Origin of the sequence: Nonomuraea sp. NPDC049421 (genome assembly GCF_040677005.1) — a bacterium.
In the GTDB taxonomy this organism is placed as follows: domain Bacteria; phylum Actinomycetota; class Actinomycetes; order Streptosporangiales; family Streptosporangiaceae; genus Nonomuraea; species Nonomuraea salmonea.
The window spans coordinates 20,298-46,339 of the sequence record NZ_JBFAQA010000037.1; the positions used below are offsets into that span (position 1 = coordinate 20,298).

Below are 26,042 nucleotides of genomic sequence, written 5' to 3' on the forward strand. Positions count from 1 at the left end.
CGGTGGCGTGCGGTGCCGGGCGGCCACCATTATTGTAAGTGCTTCCACTTACTCCTTGCGCAGGAAGCCGCCCACGACCATCGGCAGCGACGCATCCACACCCGCCATCTGCAGGACGCCCGGGTCCTTCGGGTCGCCGATCGTGCGGCCGGTGGCGGCCAGCGACGCCACCACGGCGCGCGCCGCTGGGTTGACCCCGCGCCGGTAGGAGTTCAGCGCCTGCGCCGGGTGGTCGTGGGATCCCGCCCACGTCTCGCTGTCGGTCAGCACCAGCACCCCGTCGACCTCCATGCGCTCCTGCAGCGCCCACTGGAACGGCAGCGACAGGTCCGTGCCGCCGCCGACCGGCCGCCACGAGGAGATCTCGCGCATGTTGGTCCGCGCGGTGATCGCTGAGCGGTGGACGCGCGTGTCGACCTCGATGACGTGCGCGTTGGTCTTCTCGATGCGGACGACCATGGCGGCCATCGCGCACGCCACCTCGTACGGGGTGCCGATGGGGGAGCCGCCCACCTGGACCCGGTAGGGGGCGCCGTAGTAGCCGCCCCGCATGGAGCTGGAGGAGTCCACTGCGATCAGGAGCCGCGCGCCGGACGGCTTCACGTTGCCGAAGGCCAGCGAGTAGGTCTCCTCCAGCGCGTCCAGGACGGGCGCGACCGGGTTCCACGTGCGGACCGGCGCAGACGGGTTCGGCTGAGCCTGGCCCGACCCGTAGACGCGCAGCGCCAGCCAGGCGTCCATCGGGTGGATGCGCGCCCGCAGGATGGCCTCCCGATCGGTCAGCCGGGCGACCGCGCGGTAGGTGGCGTCGCTGAACGGGCTGAGCGTCTCGAGCGAGGTCATGCGGGCCAGGTTGCGGATCAGCGCAGTCATGCCGATGGTGTCCACCAGGGCGTCCCACACGGCTGGCTCCTTCAGCATGGCGTCTGGCAGAAACTCCCAGGGCACCTTCGCCTCGGTGATGACGCGGATCGCCTGCGGCACCGTGGTGACCGCCTTGGCGGTCAGGAACCGGTCGACGGCGGGCAGCTCGTCGCGGGCCTCGTCGTCGGAGACGTTGCCGGCCAGCCAGCCGAACAGCGCCTTGCGCTGCTCGCTGTCGGCGATCGGGTGCGCGATGCGCAGCACGTCGCGCAGGTCGAGCGCCTCTCCGGACGGGGTCTTGCGCTGGCGGGCCTTGCACGCCCGGAACGCCACGTTGTCGGGAGTGCCGGCGAGGAACCAAGAGCCCAGCGCCGTACGCAGGCTCCGGCCGGTCCGCACGCCGGGCCCGCCGGTCAGGCTCTTGTAGTAGCCGATGAACTTGGCCAGGTGGTCGGTGGTGCGCGCCACCTTGGCCAGAGCCTGCTTGGCGGCCTTCTTGGTGCCGGCGTCGCCGATCACGTAGCAGGCCGCCAGCGCGAACAGCGCCGGGTTGGGCTTCGGGGCGCGCGGCGGCTGGGCCGTGGAGATCTCCGTCAGCAGCTGGACGACGCGCGGCCCGTCCTCGGTGATGGCGTCGACCAGGACGTTGACGTTGTCGGCGGTGAGCTCGTGCTCGCCCATGTAGTAGGTGCCGCCTGCCGTGCCGAGGATCAGGAAGTCCTCCACGCGGGACCAGGTGTCCTGGGCGAAGACCCAGCCGCCCGCGCTGTTGCGCACCATGTCGGCGGCACGGCCGGGGATCGGCTGGGACTGGGGGGTCGCGGCGAGGGAGATGCCGGCGAGCGGATCGCGTCGGTTCATGAGGGGCGTTCCTTCCGTGCTCGCCTCCCGGAGGGGGAACAGGGGCAGGAACACCCGCTGGGTCGCCCCGCCAGGCGGCGGAGATGAACATGCGAAAAGGGAGATCGAGTGTGGGTGTGACGCCGGTTGATGGACCGCTGCTCTACCAGCTGAGCTACGCGCGTGGAAGCGCGCGGCGGGAGTTGAACCCGCGGCCGGCGGTTTAGCGATAACCGACTGTCTTCGACTCGATCTCCCTGACGGGCTCGTCAGGTGTGAGAGGGACACGAACGTGGGGTGCAGACCGGCGAATGTGCTACCTCTACACCACACCAGGCCCGCGAGAACCCAGCGCCGGGAGTCGAACCCGGGCCTCCTCTTTTCGAGAGAGATAACCGATCACGCTTCGGCTCGTGTCCCCGTCGCACCTGGCGAGGGGGTCAGCGCGGCGCGGATGTGGAGGTGAGACCGGGTTCGGATCTTCTTCAACAAAAAGAGGTAACCGATCTCTGTCGGCCCGCGCCGCGCGAACAGCATAGACGTAAGTGAATGCACTTACCAACTGATCCGGTGAAGCGCCCGCACGCCGTATTGGCGATCACTCCAAGGGTCGCCCTAGGATCGAACGTATGGACGAAACGCTCTGCCGCAAGATCGTCGCCGAGTCACGCCTTGCGGCCTGCGCCCTCGCCGCCGCCGGCGACGTCCTCAAGCCGCTCATGTACCTCTACCGCGAGTACGCCGACGCCGTCCAGGAGATCGCCGCCCTGGCCGATCAGGCCGAAGGAGCCCGGCTGCAGCAGCTCGCCCGTCAGCTACAGGCCATGTTCCACGTCGTCAACGAGGCCCTCGTCACCCAGGTCGAAAAGGCCGAGCAGGCCCACGCCGAACGGCTGGCCATCAGCGTGGAGGAGGTGCACACCACACGCCTGTACCCGCCCCTGCCAGGGGACGACGCGGACGACGCCACCCGGGCGGTGTGGGAACGCAGCATCCCCGGCCAGGGCGACCGCTGGCGGCGGCTCGGCGCCGCCGATCTGCGGCAGGAGCGTGGGCACGTCTTCTTCGAGCTGGTGCGCGCGGTGTGGCTGCTCGCCCCCAGCAGGAGCGAGATCGACGCCTTCCTTCAGCGGCTCGACGAACTCGCGGCTGAACCGGCGCGGCGGGCCCCGCGCTGACGCTCCTTGCGTGACTCTTGCCTGCGGTACTCTCGCGCGACCGGGCAGTGGCAGCGCGGGCCGGTCCTACCGTATTGGCGCTTCCAGCCGGTCCCCTCGCACGTGCACGCCGCCTCGGTGGCCTCGTCCAGCTGACGCTTCCACTCCGGATCCAGCTCGGCCAGGGCGTACAGCGCCTGGTGATTCGTGCTGGCCTCCTTGGCAGCCTCTGCCGGGCTCGACCCGTTCCGGATGGCCTCCAGGATCTTCTGGCGTACCGCCGGCGGGTGCGCGGCGAACAGCAGCTCCCTGCGCCGCCGGTTCTCCTCCTCGGTGTGGGCGCGCTTGGCGGCCTCGTCGCGGTCTCCGACACGCCAGCGGCTCGTATCTTTCATGGGTGCTCCAGTAGTAGGCAGCGCCCGGGGCCGTCCCGAGCACCTGACCCCCACGTGCGTGGGGAGCACAACGAGGCCAGCGTACGCCCTCGGCCGATCATCCGCGACCGGTGGCGGAGACCGGCCCGGCTATGACATCCTGGAGCACATCCCCAGTACCTGGGGGTGAACCTATCGACCAGGCCGGTCGGACGGTGAGTTCCCCGCCCCTGCGGGGATGATCCGCTGATCAGCGCGCACAGCCGCGTTTGACCTGCACATGCTCCCTACGTATGTAGGGGTGACCCGTTGACCGGTTCGATGGGGAATCTGCTCCTCGCGCAGGCGGGGACCGAAACGCGAGGGCCCGCCCAGGCGGGCCCTTCGTTCTGTCGGCGGCCTCCGGTAGAGCGAGCAGCCGGACTCGTAGACCGGCGGCGTGGTGGCGCCGCTACCGCACGCGGGGCCCCTTGGGACGGCGCCGTGTCGGCTCGGCGATGACGAACTCTTCCCGACACTCCCCGCAGATGATGGGGCCGCGCTCGATCGAGGCCGGGCTTCCCTGCATGCGGCGGGGCGGAGTACAGCTGCACGCCACTGAGACCCTGACTCCATCTCGTCCCGTGGGCAGGGCGGGCATCTGCGGCACGGTCACGGGCGGAAGCTCTGGCACCGCCTCGCCGAGCGCGCCATCGAGAAGGTCGCCGAGCTTCTTGTCGAGCTCGGCGATCTCCTGGTCGAGCTGTTGTGAGCTGCGGAGGTAGGCCACGTACGGGCTGTCGCGGTAGGGCAGCCGCTCGGCGTCGATGGCGTCGATGACGTCCCGGTACTTCTCAGCGGTTGCGTCGGTGATCGTGCACTCGCTCCAGCCGATCTCCAGGTCCTTGCTGGCAGGCCGCTTGAGGCCAAGTTCCTCGGCGAGCCGGGCGAACTTCAGGTTGTGGTAGCGGTTCTTGCTGCTGGTGTCCTTGATGCCGCGCACGCCAGCCAGGCCGTGAGCAGCCTCGTGCAGGAGCGTTTCCATCACGAGGCGGCCACCGACGCCGATCACCTCGCCCGCGATGAACACCTCCGACGCCGCAGGAACGTCGCCGGCAGGCTTCCACTTCTTGAAGTCGAAGCTGCCCATGGTGAATCCGCCGACGTGCCCGGTCCCAGTGATAGCCACGACTGCGGGGACGTCCGGATGGTGCTTCTGGATCGCCGACCAGGCTTGTTCCAGGACGCCGACGATCCGGCTCCCGTGCGCGCGCTTCGCGGGGTTCATCATCCGCCATTCTTAGCATGAACATGCTAACTTTCGCGCGCGCCAAGAACGCTGGAAACGCGAAAACGCCCCGCCGTCCCGAAGGACAGCGGGGCGCAGCAGGGGTGGTTACAGCTCGCGGCCGGCGTGGACGCCGGGGTGCGAGCCCTCCTTGTAGGTGGGGGCCTTGGTCGACCCGAGCAGCACACCCAGCACGGGGAAGCGCTGCTCGAGCGCCCGGAACAGGCCGTAGTACGTGCCCGCGCCGAGCACGGTCGCGCCGTAGCTGATCTGCTCGGCGCTCAGGCCCTCGATCGTGATGCCGCGCAGGGCCAGCCAGCCGAGCACGCCGCCGACCACGCTGGGCACGATGGTGCGCCACAGCGACAGCAGCCACTGGTGGAACATGGGTCCTCCTCCTGGCCGGTCAGCCCTTGGGGGCGCCGGACCGGCTATAGAAAGTGATCTTGACCTCGGTGGACTTGCACTTGCCCCACACGCTCTTGGGCAGGTTGCCGCGCTCCAGGATCCGCAGGTAGCCGCTGGTCTTGGAGATGCAGCCGCCGTACGCGGGCGCGGGCTCGTCGGCCGCGACCGCGGCGCCCGCGCCTGCGGAGGCGAGCATCAGCGCGGCGACGGCCGCCACGAGCACCGGCTTCTTCACGAGGAACTCCTCTCTCAGTTGGTCTCGTCGAACCAGCCGGGAACGCGGTCGCCCGGCTGGTAGGTCTCGGTCTCGGCATCGGGCGGCGCCGGGCTGCGCGGCCAGGGCCAGCCGGACAGGTACGCCTGCGCCAGGACGTGCAGGCCGTCCACTACAGGCCCGCGGCCTTCCAGCACGCCGGCGTCCAATCGAGGCTGGAGCCGAGCTTGCGGGCGGCCTTCCACGCCGTGACGAGCGCCACCAGGTCGGCGTCAGTCGGGTCGTAGAACTTGCTGGTGCGGTTGGCGGCCTTGACGATCTGCCGCAGCGTGGGGACGTGCTCGTTCGTGTCGCCGGGCCGCAGGGTCGGCAGGTCGTGCTCGCTGGTGCCCGGCCGGGGGGCGCCCTGCTTGATCCAGTCGTAGAGCGGCTGGCCGGGGCAGGAGGTGGAGAAGCCGTCGCGGTGGCCCTTGATCTCCTTGCCGGCGTCGCCCTCCTTGCGCAGGTAGTCGATGGCGTCCCAGATGCCCTGCAGCAGGCCGGTGGTCGGCTGGGTGTGGCCTTGGGAGCCGACGAGGGCCAGCACCGCGTAGTGGCCGGTGTTCAGCCCTGCGCCGTTGGCGGCCGGCAGCGCGTGCGGGCCGCGGCCCATGAAAACCCGGCGATGCGGGCAGGCCACCATGCTGTAGCCGATGTCGATGTACGGCTGCTCGCGGGCGCCGCGCATGTGCTGGGCCTGAATCTCCTTGACGAGCTTGCCGCACAGCTCGTGATCCTTGACAATGCCGACCGGGACGTGCCCGCCCGTGTAGTGGACCTTGACGCCTTCGGTGTGGCTGATGCGGGTGTAGGAGGCGGTGGCCGCCTTCGCGCCCCACTGCCGCCTGGTGATCAGGTTCATGGGTTCCCCCCGGTCTGCTCGATGCGGTGCTGTTCCAGGTGCGCGGCCAGGCCGTCCTCCACCCGCCGCCCGCTGGCCTCCAGGCGGCTGATCGCGTCCCGCAGCGACGTGCCGTGGTTGGGTCGCAGCTCGGCCTCGATGGCGGCCACCCGCTCGGGGAAGCCCGGCCGGTACGGGACGCCGGGCCGTGCCTCTTCGCCCAGCCAGTCGTCCAGGAAGTGGCTGAGGCGGCGCAGCCTGCGCATCAGCAGCGCGATCGCCTTCCAGACCAGCGCGATACCGCCGCCGACGATGGTGACGACCACGAAGACGTCCACCCAGTAGATTCCGGTCACGCTGCGGCTCCCCAGGGCAGACGGCCCATCCACGTGTTCGGCGGTTTGATCTCGAAGCTCGGGGTGACCGGTCCGGCGCGGCCGGCGCGGTAGTACTCCACGGTCTGGCGGCGGGCCGCCACCCGGGCCGGGTCGAGCCGGGTCAGCGTCTTGACCGGCTCCAGTGGGTCCTCCGGCACGGTGAGGTCCAGGCCGACGAAGTCCACGACGCCCTGCCGGAACATGCGGTTCTCGGCCACCATGACGACGCGGTGCGTCTTGACGGCCTCGATCCTGGCCAGGTGCGCGGCGAGCCGGTCAGCGTCCGGGACGCCCGGCGTCCAGCAGGTCGGCAGGCCATGCGTCTCCTGCAGGACCTCGGCCGCGCCCGGCTTGAGCGTGGCCAGCGCGTCGTGCGGGTTGGGAATCCATGGCTCGTGCAGGACGATGTCGAGCATCGTGTCGATGTCGTCCGGGTCGATCCCGTACTCGGCCGCCCGCCACTCGAAGGTGCTGTGCGGGATGAGGTGCATGTGGGCGACGCCGTCCGGCCGGACGCGGCTGATGCCCCAGATCGGCTCCGCGCCGTCGTGCGCGCGGCCGAGCTGGTCGGCGTGCTCGCCTCCGCTCTGCAGCAGGCTGGTGGTCGAGTAGCCGAGTTCCGCGTCCCAGACGGTCCAGGTTTCGGACATGCGGGCACCCCCTCTTGAGATGAATGAAGATCGTTAGTGGCGGTGCGACCACCAGTAGAAGCCCTTGCCGGAGAACACGCCGCCGCCCTCTGACCAGGCGAAACTGAAGTCGGTCTGGTTGCTGAGGTCTTCGCACCAGTAGAAGTTGGCGGTGGTGGCGCCGTCGCGGATCACGGCGACGGGGCCCATGTTGGAGGCCATGGTCGGCCCGTAGTGGATGGTGACGCCGCCGTTCCCGCTCGGGACCGTGCCGCTGCCGGCGTGCACGGCGTCGTACGGGTCGGCGGTGTTGGTGTCCCACACCCGTCCGCGCAGGTAGAAACGCCCGGTCGAGTTCGTGTAGATGTACGTCTCGGTGCTCGGCGACCCGTCGCTGTAGCCGAACATCGCATAACCCTCTGCGATGTCCAGGCCGCCGCCGCGGCGGTTGGAGTTGTTGGCGTTGCGGATGCCCAGCCGTACGAGCCCGGCCGCGACCTGCAGCTCAGCCCGCGCGGTGCTGAACTGGTTGGTGCCGGAGGTGATGAACGTCGTCGTCTCGCCCGGGTAGAGGCCGTCGACGGCGTACAGGCGGGAGTAGTTGGTGCTCGAGCCGCCCGGGTAGAACCGCAGGTCCAGCGTGCTGGAGTCGAGCACGAAGCGGCGGCCGGTCGCCGAGGACCGCACGACGCTGCCGGTGATCGTCTTGCCGTTGATGGCGTCCGCGTCGAGTTTTTCGGCGGTGATGCCGCCGGCGACGATCTTGTCGGCGGTGATGGCGTTGGCGGCGATGTGCGCGGCGGTGACCGCGCCCGCTTCGATCTTGTCGGCGGTGATGGCGTTCGCCGAGATGTGCCCGGCCTGGATCGCCAGCGCCTGGATCAGGCCGCTGGTGATCGTCCCGGCGGTGATCTTCGCGTTCGCGGGGATCGTGCCGTCGATGATCGCGGTCGCGCCGTCGATCACCTGGCCGATGATGTCGGTGTCCACCAGCGGCTGGGCCTGCGCGGTCACGTGGGCGGACTCGCCGCTGATGTTGCCGCTGCGGTCGATCGCGGCCAGCCAGAACTCGCGGTCGGCGTTGTACGGCTGGCCCGGCACCACGGCGGTGCCGGCCCGCTCCAGCCACTCGACCTGGCGGCCCTCGTCGTCGACGTCGAGCGGGTCCTTCATCATGACCAGGACCCGGGCGAAGTCGGCCGGCATGCCGGTGCCGGCGGAGGTGAGGCCGTCCCAGGCGATCCGGAAGATGCCGAGCCGGGAGTCCACGACCGGCGTCGACGGCTCCGGCGGCGGCGTCTCGTCGTCCGGGATGACGAACTCCGCCGACGCGGTGATCTGGCTGCGCGCGGAGCCCGTGATCGCGACCACGCCGAACTGCCAGCGGCTCTTGGGCTCCAGCGGGCTGTAGGTGACGCTCGTGTCCGATGTGCGGGCGAGCACCCGGGCGGCGCCGGTCGACGGCGGCGTGATGCCGATCAGCTCGTAGCCGTCGACCGTCAGGCTGGTGCCGTTGACGTCGGTGGTGACCGGCTGCCACGACACGGTGATCTGGCCGTGCGCGTACCCCTCCTCGTCCAGGTAGGCGGACGGGGAGACGAGCAGCCCGGTGGGCGCGGCCGGTTCCCGGTCGGAGTCCTCCGGCGTCGGCTCGGTGCCGGAGCCGCCGGTCGAGATGCCGCCGGCGAGGATGCCCGCCGCCCTGCGGGCCAGTTTGATGTCCCGCTCCAGGAAGCGGTCGTTCAGCACGGCATTGCCGCTGATCTCGCCGACCTCGTTGCACGACAGCGTGATCTGGCGGACGCGCAGCCGCTGCATGACGCCGTGGTCGCCGGGGGCGATCACGTAGTCGCCGGGCGCGTAGTGGCCCAGCGGCAGCCACCGCGCCTCGTACGGAGTGAGCGACCGGGTGAGCTGCACCCGTTCGCCGGACGCGCGCTGCAGCGCGTTCTGGCCGAGCAGCCGCGCGGTGCCCTCGTCGCCGACGCCGCCTTGCGACTGGTAGGTCTCCCAGCGGCCCCACGGCGTGTTCGCCGAGGCGTTGGTGACCTCGACGCGCAGCCCGTCCTCGCCCACGACGAGGATCGCGGAGGCGGCGTCCTCCAGCGTGGCGTCGTCCGGCGCGGAGATGACGTCGCGGCCGAGCCGCAGATCGACCTGGGACGGGCCGGTGGCGCGGTCGGTCGCCAGCACGGTGCCCTCGCGGTAAACCTTCAGCTCCCGGCCCTGCATGCACCAGTCGATGACGCCCTGCTCGGCCAGGTTGATCAGCAGCTGGAGCAGGTCGACGCCGGGCTCCAGGTCGAGGGACATCTCCGTGCCCCACGGCTGCCCGGCCGAGTCGGCGAAGGCGTCGAAGTCCCAGGTGAGCGCCGTCAGCGTGCCCCGGCCCTGCCCCTCGGAGATGACGGTGGCCAGGATGTCGCCCGGGGTCGTCGCGGTGAACTGCCTCTTGCCGTCCACCATGCTCAGGTCCGGGTACAGGACGAGCTTCTTCAGCATCCACGCCCAGCCGGGGCAGTCGTAGGAGCGCATCCGGGCCTGGTCGGTGACGTCCCCGGAGCGCTTGACCCGTAGGAATCGGGCGTTCGGCGGCTCGACCCAGGCGCCGCCGAACACGGCGTACTCCATGGCGATCTCGCACGGCTCGGCCAGGAACACCGCGCCGCGCGCGGTCGTGCAGTACGTCAGCCGCAGGCTGCTCACATCGTTGAGCGGCAGCGCCGCTTCCCAGCCCGAGTGGGCGGGGAGCGCGCCGAGGCGGTCCCCGTTGGGCGCGTAGGCGACCAGCCTGAGCGCGTACTTCTGCCGCTGGCCAGGCGCGATGACCTGCACTGCTGCCCCCCGATGTGGTGAGATGACGTCGTGGACGAGGGGCGCGGCAAGATCACAGCCGCCAAGCTGGAGCCTGGCGGCATCACGGCGGGCGACCCGCCGATCTATCTGGGGCCGGGCGGAGTCGAGGCCGGCTCGGCGGTCTACATGGAGCCCGGCGGCATCACGGCCGGCGAGGGCGCCGGAGACGGCGAGGCCGAGGCCCGCTGAAGGCTGGCCACGGCGGCGGCCAGCAGCGCGTTCTCGTACGTCAGCGCCGAGATGCGCTCGCGCAGCGCCTCGATGATGTCGGCCTGATCCACCTGCAGGTCCTGGCCCATCAGATGAGTTCTCCTCGGTTAGGAAGCTGTTAGGAAGAAAGGCGGCGGCGGTCGATCTCGAGACGGATCGCCGCCGCGGCGATCGGGTCCACGCGGGTCTGGTCGCGAATCACCTGCAGCGGATCACCGGCACGCGCCCGCCCGCGGGCAGATGCTGCCGTGACGACCGCGACGTGCTCGGCCCGGCAGGCGCTGATCTGCTCGAGCGCCTGCCGGCGCGCGGTGACCGCGTCGACCAGCGCGGGCGCGAGCGGCTGCAGCTCGCCCCTCTCGTGCATGCCGATCAGCAGCGGCTCGTGCACGATGAGCTGCAGCGCCTCCTCCAGATCCATGCCGAACTCGGCCGCGCGGTAGGCGACTGCCGCCTTGGGCAGGTAGTAGCGCCACTCGCCGGTCGGTGACACGTCCTCGGGCACCTGGTAGACGATCACCCAGTACGGGACCGCGCCGTCGTCGGCCGTGGTCTCCTCGACCGCGACGACCGTCCACTCCTGCGCCACCCAGCCCCCTCGTCTTCGCTGGTCATTTGCGCCAGGCCCAGATCATGGCCGTAGCGGATCCGGCCGCCCCGGAGGCGTCGCAGCGCAGGTTGAACCCGACCGTGGACCGGGCGGTCATGTAGGAGGTGACGACGCCGGTGCCGGAGTAGGTCAGGCCGATGGCGCAGAACGGGACGGACTGCATGGTGGCCGACCCCCACGCGATGGTGGACAGGCCGGAGTTGAGGTTGATCGTCACGGAGAACATGAGCAGGCCGGCGTCGCCGCCGAAGTAGTCCAGGCGGCCCTTGTACTCGGCGACCGTGGGAGTGAACCGCCACCGGTTCAGGCTCGGGCTCGGGTCGTTGTAGCCCACCTCGAGCTGCGAAGGCTGGGCGAACATGTAGCCGCCGCTGGCCAGGCCGGTGCCCGGGTCGTAGATGTGCGCCCGCCACTCGTCGCCGCGCTGGATCACCTGGGAGCGGCGCGTGCCGTCGCCGTTCGCGCCGCTGATGTGGATGATCGCGCCGTCCGGGTCGACGAAGATGCGGGCGTAGTTGCTGCCCGCCGCCGGGTACCAGCGGATCTCCGGGTCGGTACTGCCGGACGGGTTGACGATGATGCGGCGGCCGACCAGGCCCGTGGACAGCTGCCCGACGATGGACACCGCGCCCGAGGCCGCCGACACGCTCACCGTTTGCCCGCCGCCGGCCGCGTACGCCTCCAGCCCGTCCTCGTTGAGCTCGACCCGGGCACCGGCCGGATCTCCGGCGACGATCCGGCTGGCCAGCGCCAGCACAGCGGTCAGCTTGTCGGCGGTCACCGCCGCGGCGGCGAGGTGCGACGCCTCGATCGCGCCGGCCGCGACCTTCGCGGCGGTGACCGCGTTGGCGGCCAGCGCGCCGGTCGTGATGCTGCCTTCGGCCGCGTCGCCTTCGACGAGCGGCGCCGTGGCGATCGTCGCCGAGGCCGACGCCGGCGACTCGTTGCCGGAGTGGTCGATCGCCGTGAAACGGAACTCGCGGTCGGCCCCGTACGGCAGGCCCGGCACGACGATGCTGCCGGCCGCGTCCAGGTAGCCGATCTCCTCCCAGCCGGGGGCGAGCGGGTCCTGCATCCAGACCCTGACCCGGGCCAGGTCGGCAGGCATCTGCTCGCCGCCCTCGCCGAGGCCGTCCCACGTGACGTGGACGACGCCGAGCCGGGTGGCCAGGACGGGCGCGCTCGGCGCAGACGGAGCGTCGGGGTCGTCCGCGATCAGCTGCACCACGGCGGCCGAGAAGCCGCCCTTGCGCCCGTTGTTGACGGCGCGGACTTTGAAGGCCCACTCCTCGCCAACCGGCAGCGGCGAGTACGTCGCCGTGGTGTCGTCGTCCTCCGTCACCGCCAGCAGCAGCCACGGCAGTCCGACCTCGTTGCGCCGACCGTACAGCTCGTAGCCGGAGACGTCGAGCGCGACACCGGCGACGTCGTTCTCGACCGCGCCCCACGTGGCCGTGATCTGCCCGCGCGCGAACCCCGCGGTGTCGATGTACGCCTGCGAGTCCACGATCAGCCCGGCGGGCTCGTCCGGTGTGCGCGGCGGCCGAGTCTCCGGCGCGGGCCTGGCGCCGGAGCCGCCGAGCGCGGTCGAGCCGCCGACGATCCCGGCCGTGCGGCGGGCCAACCGGATATCCCGCTCCAGCAGCCTGTCGTTGAGCACCAGGTGGCCGGTGAGCGCCTTCTTGTGGTCACGCGTCAGCGTGATCTGGCGGACGCGCAGGCTCTGCATGGCGGCGGCCTCACCGGGCGCGAGCACCAGGTCCCCGGGCGCGTAGTCGCGGAACGGGAGCCAGCGCGCAGTGTCCACGGCGATGCTGCGGGTGCGCTGGACGCGCTCCCCGGCCGCCCTCTTGATCGCGGTGTCAGCCAGCAGCGTCGCCGTGCCCGGGTCGGACACGCCGCCCTGGCCGACGTACATCTCCCACCGGCCCCAGGGCCCGTGCCCGGCCGAGGACACATACGACTGCTGGAAGCCGTTGTCGCCGACGACGAGCACGGCGCTGGCCGCGTCCTCCAGGGTGCCGACCTCGGGCGCCTGGATGATGTCGCGGCCGTACCGCAGATCCACCGGGGCGTCGCCGCCGGCCAGATCGTTGCGCAGGACGGTGTCGGCGTTGTAGACGCGCAGCTCCCGGCCCTGCACCTGAAAGTCGATGACGCCCTGCTCGGCCAGATTGATGAGCGTGGTCAGCAGGTCCAGGCCGGGCTCGTAGTAGATCGTGAGCACCTTGGCCCACGCCGCTCCAGCGCTGTCGTGGGTGAGCGTGAAGGTCCAGGTGAGTTCCGGCAGCGCGCCGCGCGCCTGCCCCTCGGCCAGCCACGTCTGCAGGATCTCGCCCGGCGTCGCGCTCAGAAACGGGCGCTTGCCGTCGACGAGCTGCCCCGCCCCGGCGTAGAGGACGAGCTTGCGGAACATCCACTTGTAGGCGGGCAGCTCGTACCTCAGCACTCCGGCGCGGTCGCTGCCGTCACCGCGGCGTAGGATCCTCAGGAACCGGCCATCCGGCGGCTCCGTCCACGTCTGGCCGTCCGCGGACCACTCGATCGCGACCTCGCACGGCTGCTCCAGCAGCTGCGCGCCAACGGCGTGGGCGGGGTACGCGAGCCGGAGGCTGCCGACGTCGTTGAACGGCCAGGCCACCTCGAGGCTGAGCGGCTGCGGCAGCATACCGAGCCGGTCGGCGTTCGGGGCGTAGGCGACAAGGCGGAGGTCCACGCCACCTCCCGGAGATCATCACCAGATCGAGGCACGCATCGCGGCTCCACTGGGGGCCAGCGGTTGTGACGGTGCGAACACGGGGGCGTCGGGGATGGCCACGGTGATCGCCGCCCAGGCGTACAGGTTGGCCGACACGGTGTGGGTGAGCGTCGCGTCGTGGCCGGTCGTCCGGGCGACGAGCTGGGCGGCCAGGTAGTCGACCTCCAGGTCGGCCAGCTCCGTGGTGATGTTGGTCCAGGTTCGGTTGGCGTCCTCGCTGTAGTTGTCGCCGGCGATCCAGCGCAGCGCGAGCGATGTCGTGGCCGGTGTCGGCGCGGCCGGGCTGGTGCCGGTGCGTGTGCCGTTCGTGGAGTTGGCGACGCTGCTGCTGGCGGTGGGGGTGTCCGCGTCCGTTATGGCCACGGCGGCGGCCACGGTCCATTCCGTGACGTCGCTGATGGTGTAGGAGGACTCGGATGCGCTCGCGGTCTTCCACCACGCCTGGACGCCGATGATGCCTGACGGGGTGTTCACCGTGCCCACGCGCGTGCTGCGCGTGGCCAGCGGAGTCCACCCACCAGTGATCGTGACCGGCGAGCTTTGCAGCTCTGCCTCGGAGGCGAGGAACGCGACGAGCAGGTCTCGCTGGGTCGTCCCGGGCGGGACGGACAGGACGGGCGAGCCGAGCGCGGTGGAGACGTTGCGGACCGCTGCGGGCATGCCGGCCCCCTCCCGTCAGGAGATGATCCAGTCGTCCTCAAGGAGGTCGCTCTGCGACGCGAGCCACGGCACGAACGAGCCATCGGCCGCGTGCAGCATCAGGTAGGGGCGGAAGCGCCGGACGGTGCCCTCGGCGATGCCGGTGGCCAGGGCGGTGTTGGAGTTGATGGGGATGCCGTTCGGGTATCCGCGCTGGTAGACGACGAACATGCCGTCGCCGTTCCAGCCGGTGCGGGTGATTTTCTTGCCCGCCTTGCAGGCAACGAGTGCGTCGGAGAAGTTCATGTTGTGTCCTCAGTACAGGGTGACAAGCGGAACTCGGGGTTCGAAGGTCCACTGGGAGGTGGTGAACCGGACTGGAAGGGTGCTGAGGTCAGCGGTCTTGTAGCACTCTCTTCGCGCCCCTACCAGTTCGGGCCGATACGGCTCGTGAACGAGGAACGTCATGCCTGCGGCGGCGCCGAGATCGATGACCGCCAACACAGGCCGTGCCTCGTCCGCGGCCGGGAGCGGCTGATAGAAGGTGGCCTTCCACCAGACGCCAGAAGGCGCTGACCAGGGGCCGCTGACAGCCAGCGGCAGGCCGTCCTCGTCTGCGGAGTAGAGCGCCGCTCGCCAGGTGCCTCCCGCGGAGCCACCGGCCGGCAGATCGCTAGCAACCCCCATGGAGGTGATCATCGTGTCTGCAGGCACGGTGAGCTTCACAGCCACCATCGTGCCGAACTCGTTGCTGGGCACCGCCTGGTTGACCGCGTAATAGGGGATGGACTGCACAGTTCCGCGCTGTCCGAAGGGCACATACTCGGGATGGTGATGTGGCAGAGAGCTGGGCTCGCAGGTGTAGTCGAGCGGTTCCGTCACGGTTTCTCCTCAGAGATAGGAACGGCGGGCCAGGATCTCGACCTTGGAGGCCGCCGTGGTGGAGGTCGCCGTGGTGGTGACGAGGACGACCCGGGAGAACGGGTCGCCGACGCCCACGGCCGGCGTGAGGTGCAGCCAGCGGAAGGCGGAGCCGGGGCCGGTTGCCTGGATGGTTCCGGTCACGTCGGTGCCTGCCGTCAGGTCCCAGGTGTCGGTGGTGACGATGCGGGCCTGCATCCGGTCGCAGTCGATCAGCAGCCGCTGGCTGGCGGTCAGCCCGGACGGGCGCATGACGGTGCCGCCGGTGGCGACGTCCACCACAGTGGGGTTGACGGCCGGGCCGGTGATGCGGATCAGCGCGTCCGTGATGGGGCCGGTGGACCCGGCGAGCGTCGTCACCGGCTGGTCGGGGGAGTTGGCCGAGCCTTCCCAGGTGGTGGCGAACTCGTCACGCCAGAAGACCCCTGGCACCCGGACGACGGCGGTCAGCCGGGCGCGGGCGGCGCCGACGTTGACTTCGGGCTCGGTCACGGCGGTGATCGTCACGTCGGCGACCCGCACGATGGTTCCGGCGGTGTAGGTGCACACCATGGGGCGGTGGCGGACGCCGAGCACGGCGGCGAGGGCCTCCAGGTTGCGTTCGAGCTGCTCGTATCCGCCGTCCTCGCCGGCGGGGGTGCGGCCGGTCACGACCAGCTCCAGAGGGAACGACGTGGTCTCGTGGTCGAGGCCGTAGATGCCAAGTTCCCCGGCGCGGCCGGGCACGGTCACCTCGACCGATCGCACCCCGGGCAGCGGGCGGCGGCGGGTGCCGGGCGCGAGCTTCCAGCAGCGGGCGGGGTGGTCGAGCGGGATCCCGTCGAGGCTGTAGGTCGGCATGGGGCACCACCTCCGAAGGGACAAAGTGTCTAGTGCTAGACACATTCGGCGTGCGGAGCCTAAAGTGTCTAGCACTAGACACCTATGGAAGGCTGTGGCCATGGAGCAGCGCATCATCACAGGCCCGGACGAGCTGTACTCGGCCGAGACTCCGGACGGCATCAACTGGGCCGAGGAGCCCGACTTCCGCTTCCTCACCGAAGTCGACGCCCTGCAGACCCTGCAGCAGCTCGGTGACGACCTGCGCGCTGCCCGCCAGCAGGTGAAGCACCTGATGCGCTACATCGAGGCCGCCGCCGTCGCCGCCCGCACGGGCACCATCCAGGATGGCCCCGTCAAGCCGCAGGCCATCATCGGCCACTCCGGGGTCTCCAGGGAGACCATTTACGGCATGCTGCGCAAGCACGGCCTCGTCGACGGCGACGAAGGCGCGTAGGTCACACCACGCCGAGCATCCCGGCGTAGGCGAGCCCCCGGTTGATCGTGTCCGACGTCGCCTCGGCCTGCGGGTTGATCGCCGTCACGTGGATGACCGTGGTACCGGCGCGGCCGGGGCCGGTGACGCGCTGCCCGGTCACGCGCATGTCGGCGGTCAGAGCAGGCCGGAACGAGGCGGCCAGATCGTCGGCGATGCCCGCGGCCGCGGTCAGCACCCGGCGCGAGGTCGCCAGCATGCCGTCCCGCATGCCGAGCATCGTCTGCTCGCCGATGGCGGCGAAGACCCGGCTGGGGGAGTGGATGCCGAGCGCTTGGCGGACCCACTCCGGCAAGATCGCGTTGAAGAAGCCGTAGATCGCGTCGCGGAACCACCGCTCGGCCGCCTGCAGGCCGCGCCACAGGCCCTCGAGCAGCGCCCAGCCGAGCTGGCCGACCACGCCGAGGAAGTTCACGACCGCGCGGCCGGCGACGTCGAGCGCGCCGGCCAGGTCGCCGCGCAGCAGCCGCGCCGCGGCGTCGACCAGAGCGATCAGCGGCGGCAGCAGCTGGACGGTCAGCTGCAGCAGCGGCGGCAGGAGCGGCAGGATCACCGGCAGCAGCTCGGTGAAGGAGCGGATGATCGACAGCAGGTGCGGCCCGAGGTCGCGCAGCGCGGCGACCATGGCCGTGCCGACGATGACCGTCAGCTGGGTCAGGCCGGGCAGGAGCGGCACCACGGCGGCGGTGACCTGGACGAACGCGGCGACCAGGAACTGGCCGAGCACGCCGGCCGCCTGACCGGCCAGCACGATCAGCGGTTGCAGCGCGGGCAGCAGCCCGGCCGCCAGGTAGCTGATCAGCGCCGCCACCTGGGGGAGTAGCGGCACGATCGCGGGCAGCAGCGTGTTGATCAGGGACGCGGCCAGCGCGACCAGGAGCGGCACCAGCGGGGCCGCCGCGATGACCGTCTGGCCGACGGCGGCGATCAGCAGGTGGATGGACGGCAGGGTGGCGGCGATCCCCGCGGCCAGGCTGGCGACGATCAGCGCCGCGAGCTGCCCGAGCAGCGGCAGCAGGGGAGCGGCGGCGGCCATCAGCGCCGACAGCGCCTGACCGGCCAGGACGAGCGCGGGCCCGGCGGCGGCGACCGCCTGGCCGAGCGCGCCGAACACGGCGAGCAGGCCGGGCTGCAGCGCGGCCAGGGCGGGCACCAGCGCCTGGATGGCGCCGGTCAGGATCGGCCCGACCAGGACGGCGAGCTGCCCGACGATCGGGGCGAGCTGGCCCACGCCGACCGCGATCGCGGCCAGCACCGGGGCCAGGGCGAGCGCAGTGGTGCGCAGCGCCACGAACACCGACACCAAGGTCTGCTGGCCCTGCCCGGAGTTGACGAAGTCGGCGACCTCGCGAACGAGGGTGCCGATCACGCCGAGGGCGTCGCCGCCGGCGGCGCGCATCGCGTCGAAGACGCCGGAGATGATCCGCCACACGTCCAGCGCGATCTGTCCGAGCTGCCGGAACACCTCGACCGCGCCCTGCATCCAGGCGAACGCCCGGCCGCTGTCGGCGGCGGCCGACAGGAACTCGCCGATGCGGACGGCGAGCTGGGCGACGCCGGGCGCGAGCGAGGCGGTGAAGTCGGCGCCGACGATAGCGATCTTGGTCAGGCCGGTCAGTAGCGGCTCGACGGCCACCTGCAGGTCGCGCACGGTCTGCCGGAGCCGGTCGAAGATGGTGATGACCGCGTTCACGGCCAGCCCGGAGCGGGCGAACTCGGCCACGAGCACGCCGGCGCGGCCGATCTCGGAGGCGACCGACGTCATGCCCGTCCACAGCGGGCCGAGCAGGACTTGGGCGACGGCCGAGAGCTGCCCGGCCAGCGGCGTGAACAGGGCGTCCTGCACGCTGCGCCGCAGCGCGTCGAGGGTGGGCCGGAGTGCCCGCAGCTCGCGCGCCGCCGCCTGGGCGGCCGGGGAGAGCTGGGCGAGCGCCTCGGCGAACTTCTCCTCGTCGTCGCCGAGCGCCGCCTCGATCGCGTCGCCGACGCCGTACAGGCCGACCGCGAGGGTGGCCAGGGCGGCGGCGCCGAGCGCGGCGGCGCCGGGCAGGGCGGCCAGCGCGCCCACGGCCGGGGCCAGGGCGGTGCCGAGCGCGACGACGCCGTGGGCCGCGGCCGCGGCGGCGGAGCCGAGCAGCGCGAGCTTGCCGGCGGCGAGCGTGATCTGTGTGCCGACCCGGACCAGATCTCCGCTCGCCCGGGTGGCGGCCGAGGAGATGCGGGTGGCGTGCCGGTCGACCGCCGCGGCGGCGGAGCGCAGGTTGGCGACCGCGCGGACCAGGTCCCGGCTCAGGGTGTCGCGCAGGCCGATGACGGCGAACAGGGTGCCGACGTTGATCGCCACGCGCCACCTCCCGTGGGGTCCGGAAGCGGAGGTGGCGCGCGGCGGGTCAGACGAGGCCGAGCATGGACGCGTACTGCAGGCCGCGGTTGACCGTGCGGGACGTCGGCTCGGCCTGGGGGTAGTTGTTGGTGACGTTGACCGTCACCGGGGCGGCCGACCCTCGGGCCGCGATCTTCTGGCCGGTGCTGCCGAGCCCGGCCGCGGGCGTGAGCCCGGTGGCGACCTGCCCGGCGATGCTGCGCGCGGTGGCCACCACGGCGGCGGCCGAGGCGTTCATGCCGGTGACCATGCCGGCCACCGTGTTGACGCCGATGTCGGCGAGCACCCTGGACGGCGACTTGATCTTGAGTTGTTTCTTGATCTGCGCGACCAGGGCGTTGGCGATGTCCTTCATCGCCGCCTCGATCTGCTTCTTCTGGCTGGTCAGGCCGGTAAGGAAGCCCTTGCCGGCGTTCTTTCCAGCGTCGAAAAGCGCGTCGGCGGCGTTCTTGCCCGCCTGCTTGGCGGCCTTGTCGATCATCCCGGCGGCCGAGTTGATCGACTTGAAGGTGGCGGCGTCCGCCTCCAGGATCGCCTGCCCCAGCTCCACGCCGCCGTCCGGGCCCGCCTCGATGACCTGCTGCAGCAGCGACTTCGACAGGCCGCGCTTGGCCAGCTTCTTGATCACGTTGGCGAAGGTGCGGACCCGCGCCAGGCGGGCCTGCAGGCCCGCCTCGATGTTCTGCGCGGTGACCGGCTGCTGGCCCTGCCCGCTGCCGAGCCCCAGCGACGACAACGACGCCCAGTCCCGGACCTGGTCGGAAACCTGGCTGACGTAGGCCATGGCGTCGGCGAGCGTCTTGGCGATCTGCTCGCGCTCCTTAGCCAGCGCCTGCAGCCTGGTGTTGCCCGCCTGCACGGCCTCCACCAGGGTGTCCTTGACGCCCTCGCTGATGGAGCCGGACTTGAAGGCCGACAGCACCGCGTTGGTGAGCTTGCCCGCCGTGTCCTTGATGGACTGCTCCTGGCCGAGCAGACCCTGAACCCAGCCCTTGGCGGTGTCGGAGCCGATCCCGGCCATCACGGTGGACGGCGAGGCGATGCCGAGCAGATTCTTGATCCAGGAGATGAACCCGGAGAACAGGTTGCCGACCGCGCTGGTGAAGCTGTTCCAGGCGTTGACGAAGCCGTTCTTGATGCCGGCCACGAGGTCGGACCCGAGGGTCCACAGCTTCTTGAAGGCGCTGGTGATGGTCTGGGCGAACTGCTGGACGCCCTTCTTGATCGTGTCCCAGGCGCCCTGGAAATCTCCGGTCAGCACCTTGGCCAGGGCGGTGACGATGCTGATGACCAGCGGCAACACGCTCGACCCGAGTTCGATCAGCGGCGGCAGGAACGGCGTCACCGCCGACACGATCTTGGTGAAGATCGTGGCCAGGCCCAGCAGGATCGGCGACAGCGTCGTGACCAGCTGCACCAGGGGCGGCAGCAGACTGGTCGCCAGCTGCATGATCGGCGGCAGCAGCGGCAGAACGGCCGCTATCAGCTGGCCGATGATCGTCGCGAGCTGCGTGAAGATCGGCGACAGCGCGACGATCGCCTGCTGGATGGTCTGCCCGAACAGCACGGCCATCTCCGAGATCGGCGGCAGCAGCGGCGTGATGGCCGCGACCAGCACCGAGATCGCCTGCACCAGGACGCCGCCGAGCGCGGCGGCGATCTGCCCGACCATCGGCAGCAGCGGAGTGATCGCCGGGACCAGCCCGGTGATCAGCGCCGTGACCAGCTGCGCGATCGGCGGCAGCAACGGCAGCAGCGCGGTGACGAGCTGCCCGAACGCCGTACCGATCAGCGTGATCATGGGCCGGAGCTGGGTGATCACCGGCAGCAGGGCGGTGGCCAGGGTCTGGCCCACCTGCACCAGCACCGGCATCAGCGACGAGGCGAAGGCCGCCACGAGCTGCAGCACCGGCGGCAGCAGCGGGATCAGCGCCGCGGCGAGCTGCGCGAAGCTGGTGATCATGCCGCCGAGGACCGGCGACAGCTGCGACAGGGCGGGACCGAGCTGCCCGGCCAGGGTCTGCGCGATCAGCGTCAGCCCCGACATCAGCGGTCCGGTCAGCGACCCGGCCAGCTCGACCAGGACGCCGAGCAGCGGCCCGATCGCCTGCAGCACCCCGCCGAGCCCGGTCACGAAGGTGGCCAGCAGCCCGCTGTTGGCCTGCAGGGCGGCGCTGATGGGCGCCAGGAAACCGGCGAGCTGGCTGCCGAAGGTGCCCAGGCTGCCGGCCAGCGCCGACAGCATCGGCGCCACCGCGCCGACCACGCCCTGGATGGCGGGCAGCATCGGCGTCAGGAACTGGCTCAGCCCGGCCGTGAACTGGCCGATGAGCGGCGCGATCTGGGTGAACATCTGCTGCAGGGCGGGCGCGATCTGGCTGGAGAACATCGCCTTCAGCGACCCGGCCGCCTGCGTCAGCGGCCCCTCCAGCACGGACGCGGCCTGCGCCAGGTCCGCCTGGACGGACTTCTTCAGGTCGGCGAAAGCGGCCTTGACCTTGGCCGACTCCATCGCGGCCTTGATGCCGATGACCGCGATCCCGGCCGTGATCCCGGCGAACACGCCGGCCAGCACGCCGCCCATGGCGACGCCGGCCACGCCGATCCCGGCCAGCGCCATGCCGCTCTTGGCGGCCATGCCGAGCACCATCGGCGTGGCCGTCAGCGCCGACGACCCGAAGTTGAGCAGGCCGGTGGACATGGTGCCGAGCGCGGAGAGCACCGTCCGGCTTGACATGCGGACCGTGCCCGAGATGACCGACCACGCGGTCTGCGCCCGGCCGAGCGCGGTCATGGCCGACCTCACCCGCTCGAAGGCGCCGGTGACGCGGTCGCGCATCTCCTCGGTCGAGGCCCACATGCCGCGCACGCCGGCCGCGACGCCCGCGGCCGCGGCCTGGATGCGCGGCCGGATCGCGTCGAACGCCTTGCCGATCGCGGTGCTGGCCAGGTGGACCGCGAGCGCGACCGGCGACAACGCCAGGAACGCGCCGCGCATCGCGCCCAGCTCGCCGTTGATGACCTTCCGGGCGATGATGACGGCGGCGACGAGCAGCGCCAGCACGGCGGCCACGCGCAGGAAACTTCGGCCGGACTCCGAGCCGAAGAAGCGCGCAGCCACGCCCATGGTGCCCATCGCGCCGGTGAACAGGTGAGACGCGGCGGACACTTTGGAGATCACGCCGCCGAGCCCGCCGAGGCTGTGCATGATGCCGAGCACCGCGTCGCCCAGCCGCGATCCCGACAGCACCGCCTCCAGCGCCATCTCGGCCAGCGCGATCCCGGCGCGCTTGGCCGCCGAGGTGATCGCGTCGCCCATCGCCGAAGCGGCGGCGCCCATGCCGTCCATCAGCGACGCGAACAGCGGGCTGGAGGCGCGGGCCTTGGCCAGGACCTGCTGCAGCGGCGAGATCACGTGGTCGCGCAGGCTGATGGTGAGGAACAGCTCGCCGACGTGCAGGCCCACGGGTCACCTCCGGCGTTTGTCGTCGGGCGGGGCGAGGGCGCGGCAGATGCGGGTGTCGGCGGACAAAAGCCCGAAGATGCGCGACCTGAGCCACCGCCAGGTGCGGGAGGTGAGCACCCCGGGGGAGTCGAGATCGATGCCGTACTCCGAATGCAGGTCGGCCTCGATCAGGGCCCACCGCTCCAGCAGCGCCGACCAGGAGACGGCCTCGCCGCCTTTCGCCGAGAGGCCGTCCGGTTCGTACCAGTCGCGCAGCCCCGTCAGCTCGTCGAGCGGGCCGCCGCGCGTCCCGTCGCCGCCGGGGCCGCCGCTTCCGGGCCCTTCTCCCAGTACGCGGCGGCGGCCTCGTCGTTACCGGCCGTCCACATGAACGCCGTGATGCCGACGTGCTTGATCTTCGGCCAGGACACGCCGTCCGCGATCAGCTCGTCGTACACCGGGCCCAGGACCTTCTGGTACAGGTCCAGCTCGCGCACGTCGTCCAGCTCCGCCTCGGGTGCGTCCTTGCCGTTGGCGGCGGCGACGCCGGCCTCGGCCAGGCGCTGGCAGTACAGGCCCACCTCGGCCGAGGGGGCGGGGATGCGGTAGGTCTTGCCGCCGACCGGCAGCGCCAGCCCGTCGTCGAAGAACTCGTCGAGATCCTTGAACTTGGCCATCAGGCGGCCACCGGGTTCTCGATCTGCTCCGGCTCGCCCTGGCCGGTCAGCTCGACCTCGAACGGCTCGAGGTCGGTGACCTCGCCACCGCCGCCGCCGTACTGGACGGCCGCGGTGCCCCGGAACGCGTCGGGGGCGCCGTCCTTGCGGTACCAGCGCACGTCGACGTTCGCCGTCAGGCCGACGACCAGGCCGGCCTGGCGCAGGAACTCCTGCCCGGGATCGGCCACGAAGCTGGCCGAGTCGGTCTGGCGCTTGCGGCGGCCCTCGATCTCCAGCGACCACGTGCGCTGGGTGACGACCTCCGAGCCCCAGCCGTTGCTGTCGAAGTCGCTGTCGTCCTCGGTTTCGGCGTCGAGGCTGAATTCCATGCTGGTCAGGCCCTTGACCGGGGTCCAGACCGGGGTTTCGGCGGTGCCGGAGGTGTTGACCTCGAGCACCCAGTCCTTGGCCAGCAGCGATCGCAGTGCCACGGCCACCCTCCTTGCGTGACAGAAGGACGGTAAGTGGATTCACTTACCGCCTGATGTGGGTAAATGGGGTCAGCCCGGCCGGTGTGCGGTGGGCCGGTGGACCCGGATGGCGTAGGAGTCCGCGCGCTCCCAGCGGCCGGAGCCGTCCACGCCGAGCGGCGCGACCACGGTGCGCAGCGCCTGCAGCAGCAGCACGCCGCTGTCGAGCACGACGTCGGACAGGCCGTGCAGCGCGTCGAACACCGCATCTGCCAGGTCGTCCACGGCGCGCGGGTCCTGGCCGGCGCGGATGCGGGCCTGGACGAGAACGTGGGAGTCGGGGTCGGTCGGGTCGTCGCCGCCGGGGCCGACGCCGTACACGGCCAGCGTGATCGCGGTGTCCGGCGCCGCCGGCAGGCCGCCGATCGTGATGGCCACCTCGTGGGCGGCGTAGATGCCGTTGGGGTGCCACGTCCCGGCGCCGGAAGCGGCCAGATGCTCGGCCAGCCCGGACAGCAGCGTGCGCGTCCAGGTCACTGGAACACCTTCTCCAGGTACTTGCCGACGATGGCCTCGATGTCGCCGGCCTTGGCGATCATCGCCTTCTCCAGGAACTTCGCCTCGCCGATGCGGTGCCGCAGCTCCAGCCGCTCGTGCACGTAGACGGCGTAGGTCGTGTTGTAGGAGATGGCGGCCTCGAGCTCGACCGGGTCGACGGACACCTCGGCGCTGGCGCGCAGGATGCCGCGGTCCTTCGGGGTCAGCTCGACGGCGTAGGTGCGGGTCTCCTCGGCCGCGTGGTTCAGCCCGGCGAGCAGCGCCTGCCGCTGGCGGGCGCTCAGCTCGGCCGGGTTGACCTTCAGGTCGAGTTCGGCTCCGCTGATGCGTTTGCTGGTCACCGGCACACCACCTCCACGTGGGCGGGGACGGGCAGCAGCCCGGCGTCGCGGTTGAACGCGGTGATCGCGGTGATGGAGCGGTCGTTGACCGTGACGCGGGATCCGGCCGGGCAGACGGTGCCGGGCGGGAAGAAGATCGTCGTGTCGGAGACGACTTCCAGGCCCTGCTCGTCGCGGACCAGGCGGCGCTCGTCGTCGACGAGGCACCGCACGGTGACGGCGGCCCCCCAGACCGGCCCGTACGCGCCGTCGCCCAGGTACGGCTCGATGGTGGCCTCGTGCTGCAGCAGCCACTCGGGAAGCATCGGCGGCCTCCCGTCACCAGGTCGCGGCGTCGAACACGTAGCCCGGCAGCAGCCCGGCGAGCTGGAGGATGGACACGGCGTCCGGCGCGTGCCGTGCCGGACCGGAGTTGTCGCCGCCGGACCGCTTCAGGCTGACGGAGCCGATCTTGACGTCGGAGAACGCGGCGGCGACGCCGTACTCGTCGCCCACTGCCCTCATCCACGCGGCCTGGGCGCAGGTGGCGCGGCCGATCGCCTCGAGGTGGTCGGGCTCGGTCGGCATCTGCGTGGCCTCGTCGATCGGGTACCAGGCGCCGCGCAGCAGTTCGTCGATCCGTTCGCTCGCCCGCGCCAGCCGCCGGTCGATGTCCTCCGGCGGCTCCTGCGAGGTGTAGGCCCGGTAGTCGTCGGCGGTGGCGTAGACGGGCTGCATGGTCAGCCCGCCGGGTACTCGATCAGCTGCACCGACAGGCCGTCCGCGTCGTCGTAGTCGAGGTGGACCTTGCCGTTGGGCTGCCGGTAGATGGGCGTGAAAGGGCCGATGGTGACGTCTCCGGTGGTGGCTGGGACGGGCACGTCCAGGTCCTCCACCTCCAGGCCGTCCACCTGCAGCGCGGTCGGGACGGTCACCGTGCGGGCCGCGTCAGCGGTGTTCTTGATGCGCACCAGGCGGCGGCCGTTGTCGCCGAAGGCGTGGCCGTCGACGTTGGCGGGCGTGCCCGACCAGGCCAGGCCGGTGCGTGAGGTGGATGCCGGGGTGAGGTCAGTCCTCGCCATCGGTGCCTCCGTACTCCTCGATGAGCGCCTCCTTCTTCAAGGCGCGGGCGTCGGCTTCCGTGGCTCCCAGGGCGACCGCGTAGGCGACCCACACGGCCTTGGGGGCGTTGTCGGGCGGCCGGGACAGCAGCTCGGCCGCCGCCTCGCCGCCGGTAGCCGTGGCGGGCGGGCCGGCCTCGGCGGCGGCCGGGACGGCGGCCGGATCGGCGGCGGGTGCGGGGTCGCTGGGCAGCGCCCGCCCCACGCCGGTCGGATCCGGCTCCTCGTCCGCCGGAGCGCCGATGAGCTGCCAGTTGGCCAGCGCGTCCAGGCGCGGCGACCGGGCGGCCAGCTCGGTCACCTGCCCGGTCTGCGAGTTGCGGTAGATCCACATCAGGCGGGCACCGCAGTCAGGAAGTCGACCTGGACGGTCACCGAGCCGGGCGTGCCGGATGTGCCCGACAGGACGGCGTTGACGGCGCCGCCGGCCGGGACGTCGGCGTTGTTGACCGCCGTGCTGGACGCCCACGAGTCGGTGGTGGATGCCAGCGGCGCGGCCAGCACGTTGGAGGCGCCGTTGGTGACCTGCACGGAGGCGGCGGTGCCGCCCTGCCGGTAGATGCGGACCGCGGTGATGGTGGCCGCGACCGGGACGTAGGCCAGGGCGTACGTGCCGGCCGTCCCCTCCGGGATGACGGCCGTCTTGGTGTAGGTGCGGACGTGGGCCAGGCTGATCTCGCCCATCCGCCCGTCGATGCTGTGGGTCTTGTAACCCATGTGGGCCCCTCTCAAAGGCTCCGGAGAAAAGGGGAGCCCCGCCTTTTTCA

General features: G+C 71.2%; 30 protein-coding genes and 1 tRNA gene. 2 read left to right on the forward strand and 29 right to left on the reverse strand.

What is annotated here, in order from left to right:
* Positions 1-48: 48 nt before the first annotated feature.
* Together AB0K18_RS42665 and AB0K18_RS42670 are read right to left on the reverse strand one after the other, a co-directional pair.
* The gene (locus AB0K18_RS42665; RefSeq protein WP_364926614.1) at positions 49-1,725 is read right to left on the reverse strand and encodes a TROVE domain-containing protein; all 1,677 of its coding nucleotides are present in this window, start codon (positions 1,723-1,725) and stop codon (positions 49-51) included.
* Positions 1,726-2,049: 324 nt separating this feature from the next.
* Positions 2,050-2,115: transfer RNA gene (locus AB0K18_RS42670), tRNA-Ser, on the reverse strand.
* A gap of 218 nt (positions 2,116-2,333) precedes the next feature.
* Between AB0K18_RS42670 and AB0K18_RS42675 the strand changes: the two genes are divergently transcribed.
* The gene (locus AB0K18_RS42675; protein ID WP_364926616.1) at positions 2,334-2,882 is read left to right on the forward strand and encodes a hypothetical protein; all 549 of its coding nucleotides are present in this window, start codon (positions 2,334-2,336) and stop codon (positions 2,880-2,882) included.
* Here the strand turns inward: AB0K18_RS42675 and AB0K18_RS42680 are convergent.
* The 16 genes from AB0K18_RS42680 to AB0K18_RS42755 form a co-directional block, all read right to left on the reverse strand.
* Positions 2,831-3,256, reverse strand: coding sequence for a hypothetical protein (locus tag AB0K18_RS42680; RefSeq protein ID WP_364926618.1), 426 nt, complete (start codon positions 3,254-3,256; stop codon positions 2,831-2,833). The two genes, AB0K18_RS42675 and AB0K18_RS42680, sit on opposite strands and share 52 nt — an antisense overlap.
* A gap of 430 nt (positions 3,257-3,686) precedes the next feature.
* Positions 3,687-4,505 carry a hypothetical protein gene (locus AB0K18_RS42685; RefSeq protein WP_364926620.1) on the reverse strand — a complete coding sequence of 273 codons (819 nt, stop codon included), beginning with the start codon at positions 4,503-4,505 and terminating at the stop codon, positions 3,687-3,689.
* A gap of 105 nt (positions 4,506-4,610) precedes the next feature.
* A complete protein-coding gene (locus AB0K18_RS42690; protein WP_364926621.1) occupies positions 4,611-4,889 on the reverse strand; it encodes a hypothetical protein in 279 nt (92 codons plus the stop codon).
* A 19-nt stretch (positions 4,890-4,908) separates the two neighbouring features.
* Positions 4,909-5,145 carry a hypothetical protein gene (locus AB0K18_RS42695; protein WP_364926623.1) on the reverse strand — a complete coding sequence of 79 codons (237 nt, stop codon included), beginning with the start codon at positions 5,143-5,145 and terminating at the stop codon, positions 4,909-4,911.
* A 14-nt stretch (positions 5,146-5,159) separates the two neighbouring features.
* Complete coding sequence (locus AB0K18_RS42700; RefSeq protein WP_364926624.1) at positions 5,160-5,321, reverse strand: hypothetical protein; 162 nt, start codon at positions 5,319-5,321, stop codon at positions 5,160-5,162.
* Complete coding sequence (locus AB0K18_RS42705; RefSeq protein ID WP_364926626.1) at positions 5,297-6,025, reverse strand: hypothetical protein; 729 nt, start codon at positions 6,023-6,025, stop codon at positions 5,297-5,299. The genes AB0K18_RS42700 and AB0K18_RS42705 overlap by 25 nt, the downstream gene beginning before the upstream one ends.
* Positions 6,022-6,360 (reverse strand): hypothetical protein, encoded by a 339-nt coding sequence (locus tag AB0K18_RS42710; protein WP_364926628.1) that lies wholly within the window; start codon positions 6,358-6,360, stop codon positions 6,022-6,024. Before AB0K18_RS42710 ends, AB0K18_RS42705 begins: the two co-directional genes overlap by 4 nt.
* On the reverse strand, positions 6,357-7,031 hold the full coding sequence (locus AB0K18_RS42715; protein ID WP_364926630.1) for a hypothetical protein: 675 nt from the start codon (positions 7,029-7,031) through the stop codon (positions 6,357-6,359). Before AB0K18_RS42715 ends, AB0K18_RS42710 begins: the two co-directional genes overlap by 4 nt.
* Positions 7,032-7,064: 33 nt before the next feature.
* The gene (locus tag AB0K18_RS42720) at positions 7,065-9,845 is read right to left on the reverse strand and encodes a fibronectin type III domain-containing protein (RefSeq protein WP_364926632.1); all 2,781 of its coding nucleotides are present in this window, start codon (positions 9,843-9,845) and stop codon (positions 7,065-7,067) included.
* Between the two features lie 143 nt (positions 9,846-9,988).
* Complete coding sequence (locus AB0K18_RS42725) at positions 9,989-10,165, reverse strand: hypothetical protein (RefSeq protein ID WP_364926633.1); 177 nt, start codon at positions 10,163-10,165, stop codon at positions 9,989-9,991.
* A 29-nt stretch (positions 10,166-10,194) separates the two neighbouring features.
* Positions 10,195-10,665, reverse strand: a complete 471-nt coding sequence (locus AB0K18_RS42730) for a hypothetical protein (RefSeq protein ID WP_364926634.1) — start codon at positions 10,663-10,665, stop codon at positions 10,195-10,197.
* A gap of 22 nt (positions 10,666-10,687) precedes the next feature.
* Positions 10,688-13,402, reverse strand: coding sequence for a fibronectin type III domain-containing protein (locus AB0K18_RS42735; RefSeq protein ID WP_364926636.1), 2,715 nt, complete (start codon positions 13,400-13,402; stop codon positions 10,688-10,690).
* A gap of 18 nt (positions 13,403-13,420) precedes the next feature.
* Positions 13,421-14,104 carry a hypothetical protein gene (locus AB0K18_RS42740; protein WP_364926637.1) on the reverse strand — a complete coding sequence of 228 codons (684 nt, stop codon included), beginning with the start codon at positions 14,102-14,104 and terminating at the stop codon, positions 13,421-13,423.
* A gap of 15 nt (positions 14,105-14,119) precedes the next feature.
* On the reverse strand, positions 14,120-14,389 hold the full coding sequence (locus AB0K18_RS42745) for a DUF2829 domain-containing protein (RefSeq protein WP_364926639.1): 270 nt from the start codon (positions 14,387-14,389) through the stop codon (positions 14,120-14,122).
* 9 nt (positions 14,390-14,398) lie between these two features.
* Entirely contained in the window at positions 14,399-14,965 is a 567-nt protein-coding gene (locus AB0K18_RS42750; RefSeq protein ID WP_364926641.1) for a hypothetical protein, read from the reverse strand.
* A gap of 9 nt (positions 14,966-14,974) precedes the next feature.
* Positions 14,975-15,844: a hypothetical protein gene (locus AB0K18_RS42755; protein ID WP_364926642.1), complete on the reverse strand. Its 870-nt coding sequence runs from the start codon at positions 15,842-15,844 to the stop codon at positions 14,975-14,977.
* 100 nt (positions 15,845-15,944) lie between these two features.
* Between AB0K18_RS42755 and AB0K18_RS42760 the strand changes: the two genes are divergently transcribed.
* Positions 15,945-16,280 (forward strand): hypothetical protein, encoded by a 336-nt coding sequence (locus tag AB0K18_RS42760; protein ID WP_364926644.1) that lies wholly within the window; start codon positions 15,945-15,947, stop codon positions 16,278-16,280.
* 1 nt (position 16,281) lies between these two features.
* On the opposite strand, the gene AB0K18_RS42765 is transcribed toward AB0K18_RS42760, so the two are convergent.
* The 11 genes from AB0K18_RS42765 to AB0K18_RS42815 form a co-directional block, all read right to left on the reverse strand.
* Positions 16,282-18,663 (reverse strand): hypothetical protein, encoded by a 2,382-nt coding sequence (locus AB0K18_RS42765; protein WP_364926645.1) that lies wholly within the window; start codon positions 18,661-18,663, stop codon positions 16,282-16,284.
* A gap of 46 nt (positions 18,664-18,709) precedes the next feature.
* Positions 18,710-22,168: a hypothetical protein gene (locus AB0K18_RS42770; RefSeq protein ID WP_364926647.1), complete on the reverse strand. Its 3,459-nt coding sequence runs from the start codon at positions 22,166-22,168 to the stop codon at positions 18,710-18,712.
* Between the two features lie 260 nt (positions 22,169-22,428).
* Positions 22,429-22,824: a hypothetical protein gene (locus AB0K18_RS42775; RefSeq protein WP_364926649.1), complete on the reverse strand. Its 396-nt coding sequence runs from the start codon at positions 22,822-22,824 to the stop codon at positions 22,429-22,431.
* Positions 22,824-23,297 (reverse strand): phage tail tube protein, encoded by a 474-nt coding sequence (locus tag AB0K18_RS42780; protein ID WP_364926651.1) that lies wholly within the window; start codon positions 23,295-23,297, stop codon positions 22,824-22,826. The genes AB0K18_RS42775 and AB0K18_RS42780 overlap by 1 nt, the downstream gene beginning before the upstream one ends.
* A 69-nt stretch (positions 23,298-23,366) precedes the next feature.
* Positions 23,367-23,813: a minor capsid protein gene (locus tag AB0K18_RS42785; protein ID WP_364926653.1), complete on the reverse strand. Its 447-nt coding sequence runs from the start codon at positions 23,811-23,813 to the stop codon at positions 23,367-23,369.
* On the reverse strand, positions 23,810-24,175 hold the full coding sequence (locus AB0K18_RS42790) for a hypothetical protein (protein ID WP_364926654.1): 366 nt from the start codon (positions 24,173-24,175) through the stop codon (positions 23,810-23,812). Before AB0K18_RS42790 ends, AB0K18_RS42785 begins: the two co-directional genes overlap by 4 nt.
* Positions 24,172-24,480 carry a hypothetical protein gene (locus tag AB0K18_RS42795; RefSeq protein ID WP_364926656.1) on the reverse strand — a complete coding sequence of 103 codons (309 nt, stop codon included), beginning with the start codon at positions 24,478-24,480 and terminating at the stop codon, positions 24,172-24,174. Before AB0K18_RS42795 ends, AB0K18_RS42790 begins: the two co-directional genes overlap by 4 nt.
* A 13-nt stretch (positions 24,481-24,493) precedes the next feature.
* Complete coding sequence (locus AB0K18_RS42800; RefSeq protein WP_364926658.1) at positions 24,494-24,892, reverse strand: hypothetical protein; 399 nt, start codon at positions 24,890-24,892, stop codon at positions 24,494-24,496.
* 2 nt (positions 24,893-24,894) lie between these two features.
* Positions 24,895-25,236, reverse strand: a complete 342-nt coding sequence (locus tag AB0K18_RS42805; RefSeq protein WP_364926659.1) for a hypothetical protein — start codon at positions 25,234-25,236, stop codon at positions 24,895-24,897.
* The gene (locus AB0K18_RS42810; protein ID WP_364926660.1) at positions 25,223-25,609 is read right to left on the reverse strand and encodes a hypothetical protein; all 387 of its coding nucleotides are present in this window, start codon (positions 25,607-25,609) and stop codon (positions 25,223-25,225) included. Before AB0K18_RS42810 ends, AB0K18_RS42805 begins: the two co-directional genes overlap by 14 nt.
* Positions 25,609-25,992, reverse strand: a complete 384-nt coding sequence (locus AB0K18_RS42815) for a hypothetical protein (protein ID WP_364926662.1) — start codon at positions 25,990-25,992, stop codon at positions 25,609-25,611. The genes AB0K18_RS42810 and AB0K18_RS42815 overlap by 1 nt, the downstream gene beginning before the upstream one ends.
* Positions 25,993-26,042: the final 50 nt, after the last annotated feature.